Origin of the sequence: Wolbachia endosymbiont of Rhagoletis cingulata (genome assembly GCF_048537655.1) — a bacterium.
Taxonomy (GTDB): Bacteria; Pseudomonadota; Alphaproteobacteria; order Rickettsiales; family Anaplasmataceae; genus Wolbachia; species Wolbachia pipientis.
Genome location: NZ_CP175927.1, coordinates 828,693 through 848,778, shown reverse-complemented (window position 1 = coordinate 848,778; position 20,086 = coordinate 828,693). Strand labels below are relative to the sequence as shown.

Genomic DNA, 20,086 nt, shown 5'->3' with positions numbered 1-20,086 from the left:
ATTGGTATCCCTCCAAAATGGGTATCTGTTCAGATGAGTGGCAAAATAAGGTAGACGAGAAAAGCAACTATAGGAACAAATGGGTGTCATGCAAGTAGCTGACACTGGTATCCAGTCCTTTTGCACAGTTCCATCAAAAACGTTGTAAAGCGCTTTCGTGTTTACCAACTTAGTGCCCAATCTGGATCCCAGACTGGGATGACAAAAAAAGGAGCACTGGAATTTTTGTTTCAGCATTAGCCATGCATCTGAACAGATACCAGAAAATATTCCACTGACATGCTGAACAACAAATACATCACTATGTCGTTTATCGCAAAAACTTATATTTTTCGTAACCATTCACACTTAATTCTGCAATTCTTTGATCTCACTCATAGAAAGACCAGTAGTTTGAGCTATAATATTAAAAGAAACACCTGCTTTAAGTAGATTCTTTGCGACTTCAATTTCCCTCTCTTTTCTACCTTCCTCTTTAGCAAGATCAAGTCTGTATTCAAGAATGGCTTCTTCTTTGCGCAGATCCATTATTCTTTCTTCATAAGTTATTAGATCTTTTTCATTCCAGTGAAACTTATCTAATTCATCATATGCTAGCTTTATTATTGGTGATTTTTCCGCAATTTTTCTGAGATCTTCGTCCGTTGTTTCATCTGCATATTTGAAAAAAATAGCCAACGGTCTACTACACTTTCTAGTTGTTCTTCTCTACTCTTAGGAAATTTTGGCAGCTCTATGAAGATAAATTGAAAATCTTTTAAGTCATGCTCATTGGTTTTTTCATCTCTTATGGTATGGCTAGATATATAGTCAAGCTTATCAGGGAATAAGGTACAATTTGAAATCGCGATAAAGAAAATCTTCTTTAAATCAACGTATTTACCAGATTTATCAGCTTGTCTTGAGTAAGCCTTAGCAGCATAAAGTTGTGCGCGTTTTTCAAAGCCTTTATCACGAGCGAGCTGGTTAGGTAAGGAAGTAGTATTGCTACTACTCCCTCCCTTAGAAACGCAGCATGCAGGTTTCCCCACACTACGCTTGAGCCCCTTATCTAAGTCCTTCTTTTCTCGAACCGGCTTGTCCTTCATGATTCCTCAGAAAACATCATTCTTAATGGTGACACCAACAGTAGAGAACCTTCTCTTGAGAAAGAGCTTGCTAACATTTTTGTTTGTTTCACTCTTTCATCAAAATACTTTTTCCATTTTAAGTCAAGTGGATTTGCATCCGCCCTGATTTTAACATGTCGTCTGATAGGTATATCAATCAACCTAAGCAGTCTTAAATACCTTATCTCTTTCGGTTTGTTCTTGCATATGGGTGCAGCAAAGACCCATTGGCGTTGTTTCATTACCTTGAAGTAACGATTCTTTATCCAACGTAATCCTTTACGAGGATGTCTTTTCTTTGCCCATTTCCATAGAGCACACATAATTTCATGGTCTATTTTGTTAAAAGCTCTTTTCGCACACACATGGCTGTAGTAATTTCCCCATCCCCTTAATAGGGAATTGAGCAACTTGATTAGTACGGCCTGAGTGTTCGCTATGTTTGCCTTTATCAATGTACGTGCTTTATTAAGAAGTTTCTTAATACTTTCTTTTGAAGGTTTTATAATTAACTTCTTATTATACCTGCGTACATTACAACCAAGAAAGTCAAACCCTGTTGTAATAGATGTAATTTTTGTTTTCTCTTCGGAAAGGATAAGACCTCTCTCCTGAAGAAAGGACGATACTAGAGGTTTTACTTCATTTTCCAGTACTTCACGTGTGATTCCTGAAATGATAAAGTCATCTGCGTACCTGATTACATTTACTCCACTTCTGATTTTGCTTCTTCTTTTACTGCCAAGTTTACCAAATTGACTTTCCAATGATTTTTCAAGTCCATTTAGGGCTAGATTTGCTAGTATTGGAGAGATGATACTACCTTGTGGGGTACCTGCAGTTGTGGAATACAGAGTTTTTGATTCTAGGAAGCCAGCTTTTAACCAGCTATGAAGAATTTTCTTCTCCATAGGAATATGCTTCATGAGCCATTCATGGTTAATGTTATCAAAACACCCTTTAATATCACCTTCGAGTATCCATTGTAGTTGGTTACGGCTTGCCAGTAACAAGTGACAAGCCACAGTAGCGTCTGCGCAGGATCTTTTTGGTCTAAAACCATAAGAGTGACGATCACTGATCGTTTCAGCTATCGGTTCCAAAGCAAACAAGTATAATGCTTGCATGGCTCTATCTTTTATCGTAGGGATTCCAAGAGGTCTTCTTTTGCCATTAGACTTACTGATGTATATCCGTTTTAGCGGAGAAGGTTTGTATCCTCTTTGTTTTAATAGCTTTATTCCTTGAAATTTTGTGTTGCAAGTTGACCATATTTGACGATCTACACCTGCTGTGTTTTTTCCTTGGTTTTCAGTTACTCTCTTAACCGCCAAAGCTTTGCCGCTAAAAGAGCGTGTGAGAAGGTGTTGTAAAGTTTTCACCTTACCCCATCTGCCTTGTTGGACAGCCTTAACAATACGCCTCTGTAGCCTCATAACAACTTTTTGGCATTTCTTCCAGGGTAACTGGTTCCATGCTTCGGAGTTATTGGTAGGTGCACTTACAGTTGTACTTGTAATCATCTGCTTTCCTACCTTAAGTGGTTAACAAAGTTTCTTGTCATGAGGGACCAAATGGAAGTCTGCTCGTTTTCACGCGAATTAATGTTACAAATTCTATCCATTTCGTTACAAAATGGCATTCGCTTTCTCCATTATCCTTTACCTGCACATCCATCAGCATTCCTTGCGGGTTGCCTGCCATATAGGCGAAAATACAGGCTTATCCTGTTCCTTTTGTCATACAATAGTGGGTTAGGTGGCTTCTCTATACCGGTGGAATTATTATTTGCGTACATCCAGAAATGAAAAATGTAACTCATCCACATTACCTTTTGGTCGGAGCTTATCAGCATCTTTAGCTCTTTAATCGTTACGATACTTATGAAGCTTCACTTACGTTCACCATACCACTAAGCCTAGCCCTCCAACCACATGATGCTTGTAGTTTATGCTTTCTCTCACGATTGAGCATCTTCTTTATCAAGAGGAGGTTCATTGTCCGCGTCGCTCGGCACCAACTGGTTACCCAATTCGCACTGATGCGTAGACTCAGATGGCAAAACATCTGGTTCAATAAGCTTTAGAATCCTTTCAGTTTCTTTCTGAATGAATTCCTCTCCTTTTAAACAATATGACCGAAGGCTTTCAGGTCGCACCATTTCAATCACATACCTAGCCCCACTAGAGTCCCTGCAAAGAACATCAACTATACTTTGCTTATCAGAGGCAATTTCAGGATCCATTATAGTACTGAGGAATTCCACTTCTTGTATAGTATTTATCTCGGTAAACCCTAAAATATCATTCAAAAAATGTATGAGAATATTCTTATTTTTTTCAGTGCCAAATATTTTTTTGAAGGTTAAATCCAGCTTAGGGTCGAGAAACTTAGATAAAGCCATAGCCAAAGTGCTTAAAAATATTAATAATTATACACTATTATTAACAATTATTCAACCATATTTTTGAAGATAGCTATGCCGCCGCGAACCGTCATACCGCCGCGGTATCTCTAGATCCCGCTAACAAGCAGCGGGATGACGAATTACTTAACCGTCATACCACCGCGAACCGTCATACCGCCGCGGTATCTCGGCATAGATTCCGCTAACAAGTAGCGGAATGACGATTGTGTATCGTGTTTTGCTAAAAATCACAGAATGCAGTCTGGTCACCTTAATTAGAAGTTTAGCTTTAACTTTAAATGGACTACTCAACCGTGACAGACTTAGCTAAATTTCTTGGACAATCTGCATCTAACCCTTTTTTTGCTGCAGTAAAGTAAGCAAGGAATTGCATAGCAACACTGTAGATGATTGGAGAGATAAAATTATCAGTGTCTGGAAGTTGCACCACATCTGCGCAAACTCCCCTTAGGAATGGCGCTCCTTGTTTATCACTGAAGGCAATTACTTTGCCTTTTCTTGCAATAATCTCTTGTATATTAGATAGCGTTTTAAAGAATAAATCATCATAAGGGATAATTGCTATAACAAGCACAGTAGAGTCTATTAAAGCAATAGAACCATGCTTCATTTCTCCCGCTGCAATACCAGTTGTATTGATATATGAAAGCTCTTTTATTTTCAATGCGCCTTCCATTGCAACTCCGTATGAACTTCCTCTGCCGATTAAAATAACGTTATTGTGTTCTAATATACTGTCCGATATATGTTGTATTTTCATCACATTCAAAACGTGCTCAACATACTCGGGAATAGAGTTAATAGCGTTGCTTAGCTGTTTTATTCTCTCTCCACCCAGTACACCTTTTATTTTTCCAAGCTCCACGGCAAAGCATGCTAAAGTTGCAAGTTGCGCAGAAAAGGTTTTTGTTGAAGCAACACCAATTTCTGGCCCAGCAAGAGTATGTAACACAATATCTGAGATCTTTTCAATGCTGCTGCTAAATGTATTAGTTATACTAATGATTGTTTGCTTCTGTGATTTTGCATAACGCAGCGCTTCTATGGTATCTGCAGTTTCACCAGATTGAGAGATAAATAACCCAATGCTGCCTTCTTCCAGCTTGACGTTGCTATACCTAAATTCTGATGAGATTTCTAGATATACTCGAACTTGAGCGACATTTTCCAGCCAATACTTTGCTATTAGCCCAGCAAAATAAGATGACCCGCATCCAACTATAGTAATGTAACTCAGCTCAGAAAACAATTTTTTGTTAGCAAATATTACCTCTTTATATTGCTTGTAAAATTGATTTATTGTTTTGTTTAATGCACGCGGTTGCTCAAAAATCTCTTTTAACATGAAGCTAGGGTAACCATTTTTGCTAATTAGAAAATCACTTGGACTACTATTTTCTATACTGCGTTTAACTTGTGTACCATTGTTGTATATACTAACTCCACTAGATTTTATCACTGCAATGTCATCATCTTCCAAATGCGATATTCTTTCCACAAATGCACTTAAAGCATTAGAGTCAGATGCAGCAAACACTGTGTTACAGTTATAGCCTATTGCTAAAGGCAAATTTCTCTTCGCAACAAATAAGGCGTCTGGATATTCTGCAAATAATAAGACCAAGGCAAATGAGCCATGTAAGTTGTTTAAACACTTAAATAGAGAATCAATTGGCGACAATCCTTCATCAAGATATAAGGTTAGCATGTTTGGTATGATCTCTGTGTCAGTGTCAGTATGGAATGACATGCCCCTTTCTTCTAGACCCTTTTTTAGCAGATTGTAATTCTCAATTATGCCGTTATGAGCAACAACAACATTATTTGTACGAATGGGGTGAGCATTTTTAAGGCCTGGGACTCCATGTGTAGCCCAGCGAGTATGTGCTATACCAACTGTACTGTGAGACATCTTGCTGTCATCAACAACTTCACATAACCTTTCGACTTTACCTTCTGATTTTTTGACTTCTATCTTACCTTCGTTATTTATGATTGCTATACCTGAGGAATCATATCCCCTATATTCCAATTTTTGTAACCCAGTTAGTAAGGTTGGTATTACTGAATCACCGCTACTTACTACACCAAATATTCCGCACACAAATGGATCACCAAACAAACTTTTTTCTAAACATGTTAAGCATTTTTGCCTTTATTACTGGTTGATTTATATTCTTTTTATCATTCTTTCGATTTTACCTTTTTAATTGGTTTAGCTGCTACTTTTTGAGTTTCTTTGCTTAAAACCTCAGATATAGCGGACTTTAGAACTTTTATCTCAACTTTTGGTGCTATTTCTATTATAAATTGTGCATTTGCCTCATCAACTTTATTAACTTCACCTATTATTCCACCAGAAGTAATGACTGTATCACCACGTTTTATTTGATCTATCATCTTTCTATGTTCTTTTAGTTTTTTTTGTTGCGGGCGAATAATGAGAAAATAAAATACCACAAATATTAAAATCAGTGGAATAAAACTAGCAAAAGATGCGCCGATACTTGATGTATTGCTAGTTGCATCTGCTGCAAAAACTTCAGAAATGAGCATATTTAATCCTAATTGTTAATGATAAAAACAAACCTATTTAAGTATTAATTACAATACCATGCCATGTCAAGTTTGGTGAAGGCGTTTCTCAATACCGGCAATAATACTGCGAATTCTAAGTTATGCTAAAACTAACATGGCGGGAGTGATGAGACTTGAACTCACGACCTCATGCGTGACAGGCATGCGCTCTAACCAACTGAGCTACACCCCCCTAATTTCTTTTTAGCATTTTCGGGCTTCAACTTTAAAGCTAATAAACATGTTGCCCTTTGTCAATATTTTTTGTTTGCGCTTTGCTGTCTTTTCTATTACTATGTAAATAATTTAATTTCACACATGGCTTGTACAAGTAGTCCCATTAGGGTTATGCCATGGAAGATAAACTATTTGGAGGAATGATATATGACAAATTTGCCTAAAGTCACTGTGCGTGATTTAGCTGAATCTGGTGTACATTTTGGTCACAAAATTAGTCGCTGGAACGCAAAAATGGCTCCATACATATATGGAGTGCATCAAGAAAATCGTATACATATAATTGATTTGCGAAAAACACTACCATTGCTACAGGTGGCCATGAAGGCTTTATATGACGTTGCATTTCAAGGTGGTCGCATTCTATTTGTTGGTACAAAGTTTCAAGCTTTTGATATTATTGCAAGTGAAGCGATTCGTTGTGGTCAATATTATGTGAATCATCGTTGGCTTGGTGGTATGCTTACTAATTGGGGCACTGTTTCTTCTTCGATAAAAACCTTGATGCAATATGAGAAAATATTAAATGACGAGGATAGCATTTTAACAAAGAAAGAATTGGGAAACATTGAAAAGAAAAAGCAAAAGCTTGATAAGGCGCTTGGCGGTATTAGAGAAATGGGAGCAATTCCTGATATCTTATTCATCATTGATACTAATAAAGAGCATATAGCGGTTAAGGAGGCTAAGAAGTTAGGAATTCCAATAGTTGCAATACTTGATACTAATTCTGATCCAGATGGTATTACTTATCTAATACCTGGAAATGATGACTCAAGAAAATCAATAGAGCTCTATTGTAAATTAGCTACCGACTCTATATTAGCTGGAATAGAGTCTAGTCTAGCAAAATCTGGAGTTAAGATTGATGATATAAGGGGTGATGAGTTTATTCAAGAAAAAGAAGATGGTATTGTGCAAACTAAAAGGAGACGTAGTAAAGTTTACAAAGAAGAAGAAAGGGAGGTAGTAACAAATGAAGATGAATCCAGATGATATAAGAGAATTACGTGATAGAACAGGGCTTGGCTTAAGTGACTGTAAAAAAGCATTAGAAGAATGTGATGGTGACATTAAGAAAGCCGTTGATAAGTTACGTACAATAGGTCTTGCTAAAGCTGACAAAAAATCTGATAGAGTAGCTTCAGATGGGCTCGTTGCTATGTGTTTGACTGAAAATTGTGGTGTATTGATTGAACTCAATTGCGAAACCGATTTTGTCGCAAGGAATGAGAAATTTATAGAGTTAGTTTTAAATTTAGCATCAATTGCTCATCAAGAACGCTGTACTAGCGTTGATGAGTTAAAAAATGCCAAGTATGAAAGCATTGGCACAGTGCAGGAAGCTATTATGAATGGTACGTCAGTTCTTGGTGAGAAGCTAGAGTTAAGCAAGCTTTGTTACTTAGAAGCTAAGGATGGAGTTATTGCTGGCTACGTACATGGTGATGTGTGTGGCTTAGGTAAGATTGGTGCTTTAATTGCATTGCAATCATCTGGTGATAAGGCGAAGCTACAAGAGATTGGGAAACAAATAGCTATGCATGTAGTTGCTATGAAGCCTGAAGCTTTGTCTATAGATGATTTAGATCAAATGAAGTTGAACAACGAACGTTCTATAATTGAAGAGCAAGTGAGGAGCTTAAATAAACCTGAAGAAGTAGCAAAAAAAATAGTAGATGGACGAATGGCTAAGTACTATGAAGAAGTTGTTTTACTGGAGCAAAAATTTATAAAGGATGATAAGATGAAGATTTCTGATTTTATAAAATCAAGCGAGTTGAGTGCTGTTAAACTCTCTAATTACAAGTTACTTGTTTTGGGTGATGCAGATTAAATAGCAAAAAATGTTTATTTCAACAAATGAAAAAAGCGAAATAAAATATTCCAGGGTGTTATTTAAAATCTCTGGTGAGGCTTTGATGGGATCAAAGCAATTTGGTCACGATATGGAGACTATAGGTGAGTTATCTAAAGGCATAGTTGAAGTTTGTAATCTTGGAGTTCAGGTATGTATTGTTGTTGGTGGTGGTAATATCTTTCGTGGCACATCTGCGTCTTTAAGTGGTTGTGAAAGAGCAAGCAGTGATTATATTGGAATGCTTGCAACTATAATCAATGCTTTAATTTTACAAAACTTTTTAGAAAAAAATTTAGTAGCTTCTAGGGTATTATCTGCAATACCCATGGCCACTGTATGCGAACCTTACATCAGAAGGAAAGCTATTCGTCATTTAGAAAAAGGTAGAGTGGTAATTTTTGCAGCAGGCACAGGCAACCCATTTTTTACTACAGATACAGCTGCAGCCTTACGTGCTGTTGAAATGAATTGTGATGTTATTCTAAAGGGTACGCAAGTAAATGGTGTATACTCCGCTGATCCGAAAAAAAATGAGGATGCTGTAATGTATGATAGGCTTTCTTACACGGATTTATTGACTCGTGATTTAAAAGTTATGGATGCATCAGCAATTTCACTTGCTCGTGAGAATTCTATTCCAATTATAGTTTTTTCTTTGAAGGGAGAAAAAATAGTCAATATTATTAAGGGTCAAGGTACTTATACTATAGTTTCAGATTGTAAACAGTAGGTAATTTATGTTAAATGAAATAAAAGCTAAAACAAAAGAAAGAATGCTAAAAACTATTCAGTCCTTTCATGATGATATTAAAGGCGTACGCACTGGTAGAGCTAGTGCATCTTTGCTTGATGGTATAGTTGTAAACATCTATGGTGGGCATCAAAAGTTAAATCAAGTTGCAGGCGTTTCGGTTATAGATAACAAAACCCTATCAATTAAAGTTTGGGACATTAGTGTTGTAGGTGAAGTGAAAAACGCTATATTAAATGCTAACCTGAATTTAAATCCTGTTGTCGAGGGTAGCACCATACGTATAGCTCTTCCGGACTTGACACAAGAAACCCGTGAAAAATTAGTGAAATTATTGCATCAGTTTGCTGAAAATGCACGGATTGCCATTAGAAATATACGTAGAGATATTATGGAAGAAACAGAAAAAATGAAGGAAAATAAAGAAATCTCAGAAGATGATTTTCATGGTGCTAAGAAGGAAATACAAAATATTACTGATGATAATATAAAAAAGATTGATGGTGAATTGTCCATCAAAGAAAAGGATATACTGAATCACTAAATGATATGGAGAAAGCTTACATAGCAAATGATGTCATTCCAGTGTTTGACACTGGAATCCAGTCTTTACTATACAACTATCTGATGCACTTGTTTGAAATCAAATTTCCTGGATCCCAGTGTCGGAGCACTGGGATGACACCAATTTTGCATTCAAGTATCAACTATTGGTGTCACTACAGTAACTCTCTTCCTGTCATGCAAGTAGCTGACACCTTCCAGGTGTCCATTGAAATCCAAAAAATTTCACTCAAGTCAAAATTAGGTTAAATTTAAATGTTGAATCAAGAATCTTTACCGAAACATTTAGCAATTATTATGGATGGTAATGGTAGATGGGCGAACAATCAAGGAAGGGTAAAAATTGATGGTTATAAAAAGGGCAGTGAAGTTGCATACGATATTGCCAAGTATTGTACGGACTTAACTATACCCTACTTAACTTTGTATGCATTCTCTATGGAGAATTGGCTTAGACCTAAAAACGAAACTGACTGTCTATTTGATTTATTTTACTCCGTTTTAACTAATGAAGATAAAGTCAATTTCATTTACAATTGTAACATTAAGTTGAATTTTATTGGCAATTTAAGTCTGTTACCCAGTAAAATATTGGATCAAATTAAAAAAGCAGAAGAAATGACACATAAGAACGATGGTTTATTACTCACTGTGGCAGTCAGTTACGGAGCAAAGCAAGAAATTACACAAGCTATAAGCAATATTATAAAAGAAAATATTGCTTATGTATCAGAAGAGGAATTTGAAAAATTTCTGTATACTAAAGATTTGCCAAAATTGGATTTATTAATTCGCACTGGCGGCGAAAAAAGGTTAAGCAACTTTTTATTATGGCAAGCAGCTTATGCTGAATTGTATTTTTGTGATACTTTATGGCCTGATTTTTCTTGTCAAGATTTGAGTAAAGCATTAGAAGATTATACAAAAAGAGAGAAAAAATATGGTAGATAATAATTTTATAATTAGAATGTTGTCCTCAATAGTAATATTATTCATATTTTCCTTTGCTACATATTTCAGTGATTTATCGTTTTACCTATTGATTTTTTCGATAGCAGTTTTATCTTCTTTTGAATGGTATAATCTAACCCAGGGAAACAAAATTTTATACGTTTTTGCATTATTATTGATTGCACTACCAAGCGCCTCATTAATATATTTATATAATCTACCACAGGGAAAATACGCATTAGTATGGTTCGTCTTAACCATTTGGGGAATTGACGTTACTGCCTACCTGTTTGGCAAGAATTTTGGTGGAGCTAAAATTTGCCCAATTATTAGCCCTGGAAAAACTTGGGCAGGACTTCTTGGTGCGATTTTAGCTGGAGTAGTGTGCACAATTTTTGGATCAATATTTTTTGGTCTATTTTCAATTTTTTATTCTCCAATCATTGGCCTTGCAATTGCTATTCTAGCGCAACTTGGCGATTTCACTGAGTCGCTTGTTAAAAGAGCTTACGGTGTTAAAGATAGTGGAAATATGATACCTGGCCATGGGGGAGTGCTCGACCGTATGGACAGTTTCATTTTTACTGCCCCTCTTATTGCTATTTACATAAGCTAAGTCTGCAGAAGTGCCATTAGAGCTCATCCCTAGTCAGCTCCCCAACCGCTTCTACAGTGCAGTCATGGACAAACGTCTTTTCACAATAAGGGCAGGCTATTTCCTCTTCTTCTCCCATATCTAAATATATTAATGGATGGCCGGAACCCTCATCATTCTCATCACCATGACAACAAACTTTTCTATTATTAACCCTCACTTTTGACATGCTGCTCCTTTAGCTTATAACATTTTATATATTGAATATACCCATTCAGAAATAAAAAACAACAAGCACTATTCTCCATTTTTTATCCTATTCAGGTTAATCAATTCGTTTTGAACACCTTTTGATACAAATTTGCTAACATCTTCTCCTAATCTTGCTCTTTCCTTTACAAAGCTTGATGAGATAAATTGAGTATCTTCAGAAGCAGGAAGAAATATGGTTTCGATTTCAGGAAGAAGTTTATAATTTACCCAGCTCATTTGAAACTCGTAATCAAAATCCGATACTGCTCTTAATCCCCTAATAATAACAGAAGCATTCTGCTCTTTGGCAAACTTCACTAGCAACCCATTAAAAGATATAACATCTGCATCAATTCCTAGCCCTTTGATTTCATTTTCAGCCATGCTTGTGCGTAGCTTTGTGTCAAAGGCAGTATGCTTATTAACGTTTTCTGCAACTCCTATTATTAATTTATCGACTAGTTTACACGCTCTTTTGATTATGTCAAGATGCCCAAAAGTTATAGGGTCAAATGTGCCAGGGTAGATTCCTATTTTGTCATTAATGTTCATCCTTTATTTTTATAAACTACTTTAAAAACTTTTGATAGACATAATAACATTTTTTATCTAAAAATAAAAGTATACAGTTGGCCTGATAGCTCAGTTGGTAGAGCAAAGGACTGAAAATCCTTGTGTCGCTGGTTCGATTCCTGCTCAGGCCACCTTCTCTTTCTTGGCAAACTTGCCTTTTTGTTATAAAATACTCTATATCGTAATATAAATATTAGGGAGGCAAGTCATAGTATATAAATATTATAATAAACTATTTAATATCTTATTAATTATAGTTCTATTATTAAGCAATATTACTTATGCTGGCGTTAGTGAAAAACCGGCATCTCAACATGTAACCAGAAAAGAAGAACCAGCGTCAACTGTCTTGACGGCAGAAAATACAGTAAATAATGACATAGTTGTTGGTTTGTTGAAAACGGAAGAAGCACATGAGCTTGGGCTATCTCAAAATATCTACGAGATGTTTAATAACTTTGGAGTTAAAACCGTACTCATTGACTACAATAAAATAATTAACTTAAAAGAAATCCAAGAAAAGTCGCTTATCTTTGCAAAACAAGATGAAACATTGGCAAAGAAGCTAACATTAGACCGAATAAAAGTTGAAGTTGCAAAGTTTGTTAAAGAGCACAAAATAAATAGAATATTTATTCCGGATAATTTACACTCAGCACCCACTCCTTGTCGCCAGCTTGTTACTGAAGCAATTGTAAAAATAGTGGATGATAACCCTGCAATTCATTTACTTGGCATATGTGAAGGCATAATGAATGCAAAGGGAATTGAAGTAGTGAGTGTTGTGAGTGATGAAGAGAAACGAAGATCTCATTTAAAATCAGCACCTAATCCACAGAAAGAGGATCTACCTCTCCAGCAGATAAAGATCGTTCCAAATAGTCGTTTAGCAGAAGTAGTAGCCAAATTCCTAATACCTAATGAAAATGGCTGGTTTTCAACATATTTTCCAGATGCTCATTCAGGAGCAGTAAGTAATACACCAGAAAATAGAAGAAAATTGGAGTCACTTGGATATAAAGTTGCAGCATTTTCCAGTGAGGGGGTAATAGAGGCTATTGAAGATAAGCATGGTAATGTTCACTTTCAAAGTCATCCAGAAGCCCTTGTTGTGAAGTCAGATAAAAACCTCTATTTATCAAATCACAAGGAACGTCAAGTGTCTACACTAGTTGCTATAGCGATTATGAATGATTTTCTTTATCGTGCTTAATGGCTATAGCTTTAGGCTTACCGACGATTTGATAAACGATAGATTTGTCATGTATCCGTTCAGGCAATGGCGTCAACTTAAGGAAAAATATCAGCGATAGTGTATAAAATTTCTCTCCAAATTTTTTATCATTAAATTATCCAAAGAGTGCAAGGGACAGCACTTTTGTTTCTATTTTATTGCAACAAAAAAGTTTAAAATGTGTCTTTTTTAGGTGAGGCATGCAAAAAGGAAAAGATCTTATCTTACAAATTAAAAATGCAATATACTCGAAAACTTTTCAGAAAATCCATTGTGTTGAGTTTTACACGAACAAGAAAACTTCCTTTTTCGACAGTATTTTCTATGATTTTAAAGTTAGTTAAAAAAAGTTTGGGAATAGAATGTGAACTTATGGAGCCATTGACATGTACCCTCAAAGCAAGCTTTTTCTAAAGCAAGGTATAAGATTTGCCATACAGGCTTTCAAGAATTTAAGCATCCAAACAGCCTATCAGGATGAACCTGAGTTGGAGAGGCTATAGACTTATTGCAGCAGATGGTTCTGGTATGAGATTACCCAGCTCTGGGGAAATTGTATCCGAGTTTGAACCAAATGGAAACTGACCTTACCCAGAAAAAGTGGAGAGAAAGTTTGGAATGTTTTTCACAAAGAGAATGATGAATCAAAATGCTCAGGAATGCAATAGTTAATAGTGACGTTGTTTGTTATAAAAAATTTCTATGTATTCAAATATTGCAGTTCTAGTTTGTTGAGCAGAGTGTTGTGAAGTATCAATAAGTATTTCTCTTTTCAATGAGCTAAAGAAGCTTTCCACAACAGAATTGTCGTAACAACAACCTTTATGACTCATCTATGTTTTTTATGGATAAGAGATATTGATAACCTTGCGAAGTATATTGTGAACCTTGATCACTATGTAATAGTAGATTTTTGGCAGGTTTACGCTTGTTAACGGCCATTAATAAAGAGTCCATAACCAATTGTTTATTTATTGAACTGCTCATTAACTACCATGCGTGAATATAGATCGATTATTGTTGCCAAATATAGCCATCCTTCTTTGGTTTTTATATAAGTAATCCCATACTTTATTTGGTTGATCGACAATAAAGTTTTGGTCTAATATATTGGGAGCTACTGTCCGTTTGTTGTTTCTTAATTTTAAATTTTCTTCTCAATATAGCCTGAATACCATTTTTCTGCATAATACTTTGCACTGTTTTTAAGTTGCAACTTTTACCCAAAGCCTTTAATTCAGCATGAATTTTAGGAGCTCCATATCTACATTTAGAAGCTTGATATATTTTTTGAATATCTGCTAATAACTCTTTATTTGCTGATTCTCTACTGCTTATTTTCCTTGTAGTCCACTTATAGTAGCCACTAGCAGAAAACCCTACATAATTCCTGCACTTTATAGTGTTTACTATGCTCTTTTATGAAAAAATATTTTACTCTTTTTGACTGGCCAGGGCTTTTTTTAAAATGTCTCTTTCTCTTGTTACTTTTGCTAACTCTTTCTGTAAATCAAATCTCTCTTTGTCATAAGGTGCTACATCTGGAAATGCATTTGCCGCTGACTTTTTTTCGTTATATTTCTTCATCCATTTTCCTAATACACTATCCCTTATTCCTAGATCTCTTGCTACTTTTGCAACTGGTTGACCTACCTTTCTTTGTTCATTTGCCAGCTTAACAGCTTCCAATTTGAATTCTGCCGTGTATTCTCTTGCCATTTCTAATCCTCCAAAATTTTATTTTACCCGAAAAAACTCCTTTCTTTCTCTCCACTTTTTCTGGGTAAGGTCAGTATGGGAAAAGGTGAAAGATGTACTAAAAAACCCAGAGATGATAAAAAAGGAATACCAACGTAGAGTATTAGAAAATAAAAATGATGAATCATCAGAGAAAAAGTTTGCAAGAAGAGAAAATCAAATAAAAGAAGGTATCGAAAAATTAATGGAAGATTATTATAGTCAAGAAAATGCAGGAGAGAAAGGATATATAAGCGAGGAAGAATTTAAACAGACAATGAGAAAAATGAAAGAACGCTTACAAGGGATAGAAGAAGAGAAAAAAAAGGTAGTTGATCAGAAGGCAGTAGAAAAAGGAATAAGTCTTATTATAAATAGCATAAAGAATTTTTATTCTAGTGTAAAATCGAACCTGGAACAGCTAGATTGGCAAACTAAGCGCGGCATTATTAAAGCATTAATAGGACAAATTAACATTGGTTGTGATCAGGTAGAAGTAGGATTTCAGATCGAAGAACCAGCACAGGATGGGGGAATTCTTAATTTGTATCATTGTACTACACATCATGATAGTGAAGCTATTGTATTTGCTTTCGCCAATCTGCAGATTAAAAGGTAAGGATTACTTAATGTATCGGCGTCTTATGTTCAATTTTTTGCAGTATATAGATACTGTATGTCTTTACAAAACTTCATCTACATCTAGATTTTTATCTAAATAAGCTGAACGTGCTTATAAAGCGTTACAAGACATCAAAAAATGCCAATACTCGACAGAGATAGTAAAAGACTAGCTAACTCGGGGATTCTTTGTCTTTTTTTCTGCTTAGTAAATTTCTTAAACATTTGCAGCGTAAGTTAGTTGCAATTAAAAGCAGCTTAATCTTGCTTGTCAAGCGTTTAAAACATAAAAAACGCCAATATTTTAAAGCGGATAATAACCCCAGGGCTTCTTTTGCCTTTTTTTTTATTTGGTAAATTTCTTAATATTTATAGCTAAACGACAATCGTCATCCCGCTACTTGTTAGCGGGATCTAGAGATACCGCGGCGGTATGACGTAGGACTGCTGTCATCCCAGTGCTCCTTTTTTTGTCATCCCAGTCTGGGATCTATTTTGCATGTAACTCCAATTGTGTTTTGGCATAAAACGCGACGCGTATTAGACTTATTTGCAAGCAAAGCTTGCTAGATCCAAGTAGTCAGGGCACTGGGATGACAGGAGAAGGAAGCACTGGGATTGGGATGGAAAAGGCTATTTGTGTGATGCCAATGAGTGATAGAAAGTTCTGCAAGAAGTCATTAATTGCAAAAATTTAATATAAATTATAAAATAAATCCACTGAATAAAAAATATATGCTAATTAGTACAACATCAGAACTGGAGAATACATGTGAAGAGTTAATAGCAAAAAAGCCGAAATTTATAGCAGTTGACACGGAGTTCATTAGAAATAATTTAATCTACTACCCAAAATTATCGTTAATTCAAATTTCTTACGGAGAGAAGAGTTTTATTGTAGACGCATTAGTGCCAGAAATTGATTTATCATTCATTAAGAAAATAATGCTAAATCAGGGGATAACCAAAGTGTTTCATAGCTGCCGGCAGGATATAGAATCCTTACTCACTGTGTTTAAATGTATTCCCACTCCCATTTTTGATACCCAAGTTGCTGCTATGTTTTGTCATTATTATCATGACTTTATTGGTTACTCAAAAGTAGTGGAGCAATATCAAGGAATAGCACTGGATAAAATTAAAGCTAAAAATTCAGATTGGTTAAGGCGTCCGTTGTCCGAAGATCAGTTAGATTATGCAGTAAACGACGTGGTACACCTATATGACCTATACCAAATATTGTGCAATAAACTTGAAGAAAATAATAGGATGGGTTGGTTTCAAGAAGAGATGGAATCAATAGTTGATATAAATAAGTATTTACATAGCCCAAAAGATGCATGGAAGAGGATTAAATTTAATTATGAAGTAAATCCAAGATTGATACTAACTGTTAAAGCAGTTAGTGAGTGGCAAGAAACCTTAGCACAGCGCTATAATATGAACCGTAATAAAATAATCAATAATGCTGTAATAGCTGATTTTATTGAAAAAAATGTAGAGCATGTTGATGAGATTTTAGATGATCTCAAGAGGAATACAAAAAATATAAAAGATGCGGATTTACTAGAGTTTGTGAATATTTTTAATGAAAATGAGAGAAATTGGATGCAGCAAAACAACACCTTATCGAGTAATTATGACAAATCTGTACTTGATATACTCTCAATTATTTTAGATAGTAAATGTAAAGAAAGTAACATATCAAGGAAATTAGTTTCTTCAAAAGATGAGTTAACCGGGTCAATATCTGGACAGACAGATAAATTATTCAAGGGATGGAGATATGATTTTTTTGGCAGGTCAGTTGAATCATTTTTGAACACAAGCTCAAAACTTGAGATTTCAGCAGTGAAATCCGCAAATAATATAACCAAAATTCAGAGTAATTTAGTGGAGAATAACTGTTGCTAAAGTAACTTAGATTTATCGACAATCGTCATCCCGCTACGTGTTAGTGGCTAAGAGATACCGCGGCGGTATGACGGTTAAGTAGGGTGTTATCCAAGTAGCCCTGACTACTTGGATCCAGGAAAATTGATTGTGCACTATACAACATAAAAGCTAGATTCCAGACTGGAATAACACCACCTACAAATTGCAATGTTCGTATAGTTATGTGCTTGACACTGAGATCTAGAAAATCTAGTTAATATATATAGAGAAACCTTAGCTATAGTTTCAAAAGAAGTCGAATGTATTTTGTTATATGATTATAAGTCTAACAGGCGGAATTGGGGTAGGAAAGAGCTTTGTAGCTAATTGCTTTCAAGAGTTTGGTGCTGTTGTATTTGATGCTGATTCTGTTGTACACCAACTTTATAAAGTGGATAAAAGCATAATAAGTTATGCAGAGAAAAATTTTCCTGGAGTGGTAGTAAATGGTGAAATAGATAGAACAGTACTGTCTAAATATTTCTTAGCCTACGATGAAAATTGGAAACAATTTCAATCTTTGGTTCACTCTGCTGTGCTGCGTGAATTAGAATTTTTTATTGCCAAGGAAAAAAAGATCGATAGAAAACTTTTAGTTTTAGATGTGCCACTTCTATTAGAAACAAAATTTTATTTATATTGCGACCTTATTGTTTTTGTTCATGCAGATAGCGTTGTGCAAGCTCAAAGACTTAACGAACGCAACATAGATAAAGAAAAGCTTAATCTAATCTCCGATGTTCAGTTATCTATTGAGGAGAAAAGGAAGATGAGTGACTTTATTATCGATACCAGTGTAAGCAAAGAGTATGTTTTTTCTCAAGTAAAAGATATAGTGGATTCATTAAACCTAAACACGTAGCTCTACGTCATACCGCCGCGGTATCTCTAGATCCCGCTAACAAGCAGCGGGATGACGGTTGTCAGGATCCCAGCAGCCTCCCTCCCCTGTCATCCAAGTAGCCCCCTATGGTGTCATCCAAGTAGCCCAGACTACTTGGATCCAGGAAAATTGATTGTGCACTATAGCAACATTTTTGATCAAAAACTGGATTCCAGTGTCAAGCACTGGAATGACACCCTTCCGATGGGAACTGCTCTCAAACTACAACAGCATGAGTAGCTACAGAAGCTTTAATGATACAAGAAAAAATAAACAGCTATCATTTTTTTAGTAATTAAGTAAAATAGAGTGAAAGATTGCGAGGAAGTTTTGAAAAATAAGATAAAAAAGATAGTAATTTCAGGAAAGGAAGTGTGGCCAATCATCGAAGGTGGTAAAGGCATTGCAGTTAGTGATGGGAGATCAAGCGGAGCATTTGCTGCAGCAGATGCTGTGGGTACATTTTCTGGTGCAAATGCTAAGCTTATTGATGATAATGGCGAGTTAGTGCCACTAATTTATAAAGGCAAAACAAGAAATGAAAAGCATAGTGAATTGATTGAGTATAGTATTGAAGCTGGAATTAGTCAGGCAAGAATAGCAAATGAAATATCAAAAGGTCATGGAAGAATACACATGAATGTACTTTGGGAGATGGGAGCAGCAGAACGCGTACTTCATGGCATATTAGAAGGAGCGAAAGGTTTGATTCATGGTATTACCTGCGGTGCTGGTATGCCTTATAGGCTTGGAGAAATTGCAGCTAAATATCAGGTTTATTATTACCCTATTATCTCATCGGTGCGTGCTTTTAAAGCATTATGGAAGCGTGCTTACCAAAGAATATCTTCCTATTTGCTTGGTGGAGTAGTGTATGAAGATCCATGGCTTGCTGGAGGGCACAATGGACTGAGTAACAGTGAAGACCCAGAGCTACCACAGGCTCCATTTGAAAGAGTTGCAGAGCTTAGATCTTTCATGAACGAGATCGGTCTTTCAGAAACACCAATTGTTATGGCAGGAGGAGTGTGGCATTTGAAAGATTGGGAACATTGGTTTGACAATCTGCAAATTGGACCAATAGCTTTTCAGTTTGGCACTCGTCCACTTTTGACGAAAGAAAGCCCAATTTCTGCAGAGTGGAAAAAGAAGCTACTCACTTTAGAAGAAGGTGATGTATTTTTAAATAAATTCAGTCCAACAGGGTTTTACTCATCTGCGGTGAGGAATAATTTTATACGTGAGTTACAGGAACGAAAATTACATCAAGTAAATTTTTCAGAAAATGCCAGCGAAGAATCCAATAGTGAATTTGCAATGGGTAGCAGAGGTAGGAAGATCTACCTTACTGCAAAAGACAAAGAACTGGCAAATACATGGACTAAAGCAGGGTACACAGAAGCAATGAAAACCCCAGATTCAATTGTTATTTTTGTGACGCCAGATAAATTTAAACAAATAAGAGAAGATCAAATCAATTGTATGGGATGTTTGAGCCATTGTTTGTTTAGCAATTGGAAAGATCATGGTGACCATTCAACAGGACGAAAGCCAGATCCGCGTAGTTTTTGCATACAAAAAACACTGCAAAACGTTATACACGATGGTGATATTGAGAACGAACTCATGTTTTCCGGGCACAATGTGTACAAATTTAAGCAAGATCCATTTTATGAGAATGGCTACGTACCGGCAGTAAAAGAACTGGTGGAAAGGATATTGACTGGGTATTGAGTCAGTGACCTTACCCAGAAAAAGTGGAGAGAAAGTGTGGAATG

The 20,086-nt window shown here is 35.8% G+C and carries 19 protein-coding genes, 2 tRNA genes and 4 pseudogenes; 15 read left to right on the top strand and 10 right to left on the bottom strand.

All coding sequences use genetic code 11. From position 1 onward, the window contains the following. Positions 1-348: 348 nt before the first annotated feature. From ACJZL3_RS03990 to ACJZL3_RS03960, 7 genes and pseudogenes are all read right to left on the bottom strand, one after another. A pseudogene (locus tag ACJZL3_RS03990) lies at positions 349-1,088 on the bottom strand (Rpn family recombination-promoting nuclease/putative transposase). Further along, positions 1,085-2,632 carry a group II intron reverse transcriptase/maturase gene (ltrA, locus tag ACJZL3_RS03985; RefSeq protein WP_006280223.1) on the bottom strand — a complete coding sequence of 516 codons (1,548 nt, stop codon included), beginning with the start codon at positions 2,630-2,632 and terminating at the stop codon, positions 1,085-1,087. Before ltrA ends, ACJZL3_RS03990 begins: the two are co-directional and overlap by 4 nt. A gap of 37 nt (positions 2,633-2,669) precedes the next feature. Further along, a complete protein-coding gene (locus ACJZL3_RS03980; RefSeq protein WP_173862902.1) occupies positions 2,670-2,813 on the bottom strand; it encodes a hypothetical protein in 144 nt (47 codons plus the stop codon). 454 nt (positions 2,814-3,267) lie between these two features. Further along, positions 3,268-3,513, bottom strand: a pseudogene (locus ACJZL3_RS03975) (PD-(D/E)XK nuclease family transposase); the annotation flags it as partial. Between the two features lie 307 nt (positions 3,514-3,820). After that, positions 3,821-5,641 carry a glutamine--fructose-6-phosphate transaminase (isomerizing) gene (gene glmS, locus ACJZL3_RS03970; protein ID WP_010962662.1) on the bottom strand — a complete coding sequence of 607 codons (1,821 nt, stop codon included), beginning with the start codon at positions 5,639-5,641 and terminating at the stop codon, positions 3,821-3,823. Between the two features lie 80 nt (positions 5,642-5,721). Then, positions 5,722-6,093 carry a preprotein translocase subunit YajC gene (yajC, locus tag ACJZL3_RS03965; RefSeq protein ID WP_010081840.1) on the bottom strand — a complete coding sequence of 124 codons (372 nt, stop codon included), beginning with the start codon at positions 6,091-6,093 and terminating at the stop codon, positions 5,722-5,724. Between the two features lie 137 nt (positions 6,094-6,230). After that, a tRNA-Asp gene (locus ACJZL3_RS03960) sits at positions 6,231-6,307 on the bottom strand. 191 nt (positions 6,308-6,498) lie between these two features. Here ACJZL3_RS03960 and rpsB point away from each other — a divergent pair. The 7 genes from rpsB to ACJZL3_RS03925 are packed head-to-tail and all read left to right on the top strand — an operon-like array spanning position 6,499 to position 11,094. Further along, positions 6,499-7,347 carry a 30S ribosomal protein S2 gene (rpsB, locus tag ACJZL3_RS03955; protein WP_010962661.1) on the top strand — a complete coding sequence of 283 codons (849 nt, stop codon included), beginning with the start codon at positions 6,499-6,501 and terminating at the stop codon, positions 7,345-7,347. Beyond that, the gene (gene tsf, locus ACJZL3_RS03950; protein ID WP_070356839.1) at positions 7,328-8,188 is read left to right on the top strand and encodes a translation elongation factor Ts; all 861 of its coding nucleotides are present in this window, start codon (positions 7,328-7,330) and stop codon (positions 8,186-8,188) included. Before rpsB ends, tsf begins: the two co-directional genes overlap by 20 nt. 16 nt (positions 8,189-8,204) lie before the next feature. Continuing rightward, positions 8,205-8,942 carry a UMP kinase gene (gene pyrH, locus ACJZL3_RS03945; protein WP_369800793.1) on the top strand — a complete coding sequence of 246 codons (738 nt, stop codon included), beginning with the start codon at positions 8,205-8,207 and terminating at the stop codon, positions 8,940-8,942. Positions 8,943-8,949: 7 nt separating this feature from the next. After that, a complete protein-coding gene (gene frr / locus ACJZL3_RS03940; protein ID WP_010962658.1) occupies positions 8,950-9,507 on the top strand; it encodes a ribosome recycling factor in 558 nt (185 codons plus the stop codon). Between the two features lie 5 nt (positions 9,508-9,512). Continuing rightward, positions 9,513-9,776 (top strand): hypothetical protein, encoded by a 264-nt coding sequence (locus tag ACJZL3_RS03935; RefSeq protein ID WP_010962657.1) that lies wholly within the window; start codon positions 9,513-9,515, stop codon positions 9,774-9,776. 6 nt (positions 9,777-9,782) lie between these two features. Next, positions 9,783-10,478 (top strand): polyprenyl diphosphate synthase, encoded by a 696-nt coding sequence (uppS, locus tag ACJZL3_RS03930; protein ID WP_006279327.1) that lies wholly within the window; start codon positions 9,783-9,785, stop codon positions 10,476-10,478. Further along, complete coding sequence (locus tag ACJZL3_RS03925) at positions 10,468-11,094, top strand: phosphatidate cytidylyltransferase (RefSeq protein ID WP_010082212.1); 627 nt, start codon at positions 10,468-10,470, stop codon at positions 11,092-11,094. Before uppS ends, ACJZL3_RS03925 begins: the two co-directional genes overlap by 11 nt. Positions 11,095-11,110: 16 nt before the next feature. Here ACJZL3_RS03925 and ACJZL3_RS03920 read toward each other — a convergent pair whose 3' ends face one another. Continuing rightward, positions 11,111-11,302 (bottom strand): zinc-finger domain-containing protein, encoded by a 192-nt coding sequence (locus ACJZL3_RS03920; protein ID WP_006279326.1) that lies wholly within the window; start codon positions 11,300-11,302, stop codon positions 11,111-11,113. A 68-nt stretch (positions 11,303-11,370) separates the two neighbouring features. Continuing rightward, on the bottom strand, positions 11,371-11,877 hold the full coding sequence (gene coaD / locus ACJZL3_RS03915; RefSeq protein ID WP_419198596.1) for a pantetheine-phosphate adenylyltransferase: 507 nt from the start codon (positions 11,875-11,877) through the stop codon (positions 11,371-11,373). A gap of 79 nt (positions 11,878-11,956) precedes the next feature. On the opposite strand from coaD, the gene ACJZL3_RS03910 reads away from it, so the two are divergent. The 3 genes and pseudogenes from ACJZL3_RS03910 to ACJZL3_RS03900 form a co-directional block, all read left to right on the top strand. After that, positions 11,957-12,029: transfer RNA gene (locus ACJZL3_RS03910), tRNA-Phe, on the top strand. Between the two features lie 218 nt (positions 12,030-12,247). Then, positions 12,248-13,111 carry a gamma-glutamyl-gamma-aminobutyrate hydrolase family protein gene (locus ACJZL3_RS03905; RefSeq protein ID WP_022626263.1) on the top strand — a complete coding sequence of 288 codons (864 nt, stop codon included), beginning with the start codon at positions 12,248-12,250 and terminating at the stop codon, positions 13,109-13,111. Between the two features lie 221 nt (positions 13,112-13,332). Next, positions 13,333-13,711: pseudogene (locus ACJZL3_RS03900) on the top strand (IS4 family transposase); the annotation flags it as partial. Positions 13,712-13,757: 46 nt separating this feature from the next. On the opposite strand, the pseudogene ACJZL3_RS03895 reads toward ACJZL3_RS03900, so the two are convergent. Then, positions 13,758-14,851, bottom strand: a pseudogene (locus ACJZL3_RS03895) (IS3 family transposase). A gap of 85 nt (positions 14,852-14,936) precedes the next feature. On the opposite strand from ACJZL3_RS03895, the gene ACJZL3_RS03890 reads away from it, so the two are divergent. The 5 genes from ACJZL3_RS03890 (at position 14,937) to ACJZL3_RS03870 (ending at position 20,042) form a co-directional block, all read left to right on the top strand. Then, a complete protein-coding gene (locus ACJZL3_RS03890; protein ID WP_419198595.1) occupies positions 14,937-15,488 on the top strand; it encodes a hypothetical protein in 552 nt (183 codons plus the stop codon). 565 nt (positions 15,489-16,053) lie between these two features. After that, entirely contained in the window at positions 16,054-16,188 is a 135-nt protein-coding gene (locus tag ACJZL3_RS03885) for a hypothetical protein (protein WP_010962423.1), read from the top strand. A gap of 37 nt (positions 16,189-16,225) precedes the next feature. Continuing rightward, entirely contained in the window at positions 16,226-17,404 is a 1,179-nt protein-coding gene (locus ACJZL3_RS03880; RefSeq protein ID WP_419198594.1) for a ribonuclease D, read from the top strand. 295 nt (positions 17,405-17,699) lie between these two features. Then, complete coding sequence (coaE, locus tag ACJZL3_RS03875; RefSeq protein WP_006280338.1) at positions 17,700-18,287, top strand: dephospho-CoA kinase; 588 nt, start codon at positions 17,700-17,702, stop codon at positions 18,285-18,287. A gap of 351 nt (positions 18,288-18,638) precedes the next feature. After that, a complete protein-coding gene (locus ACJZL3_RS03870) occupies positions 18,639-20,042 on the top strand; it encodes an NAD(P)H-dependent flavin oxidoreductase (RefSeq protein WP_419198593.1) in 1,404 nt (467 codons plus the stop codon). Positions 20,043-20,086 lie beyond the last annotated feature (44 nt).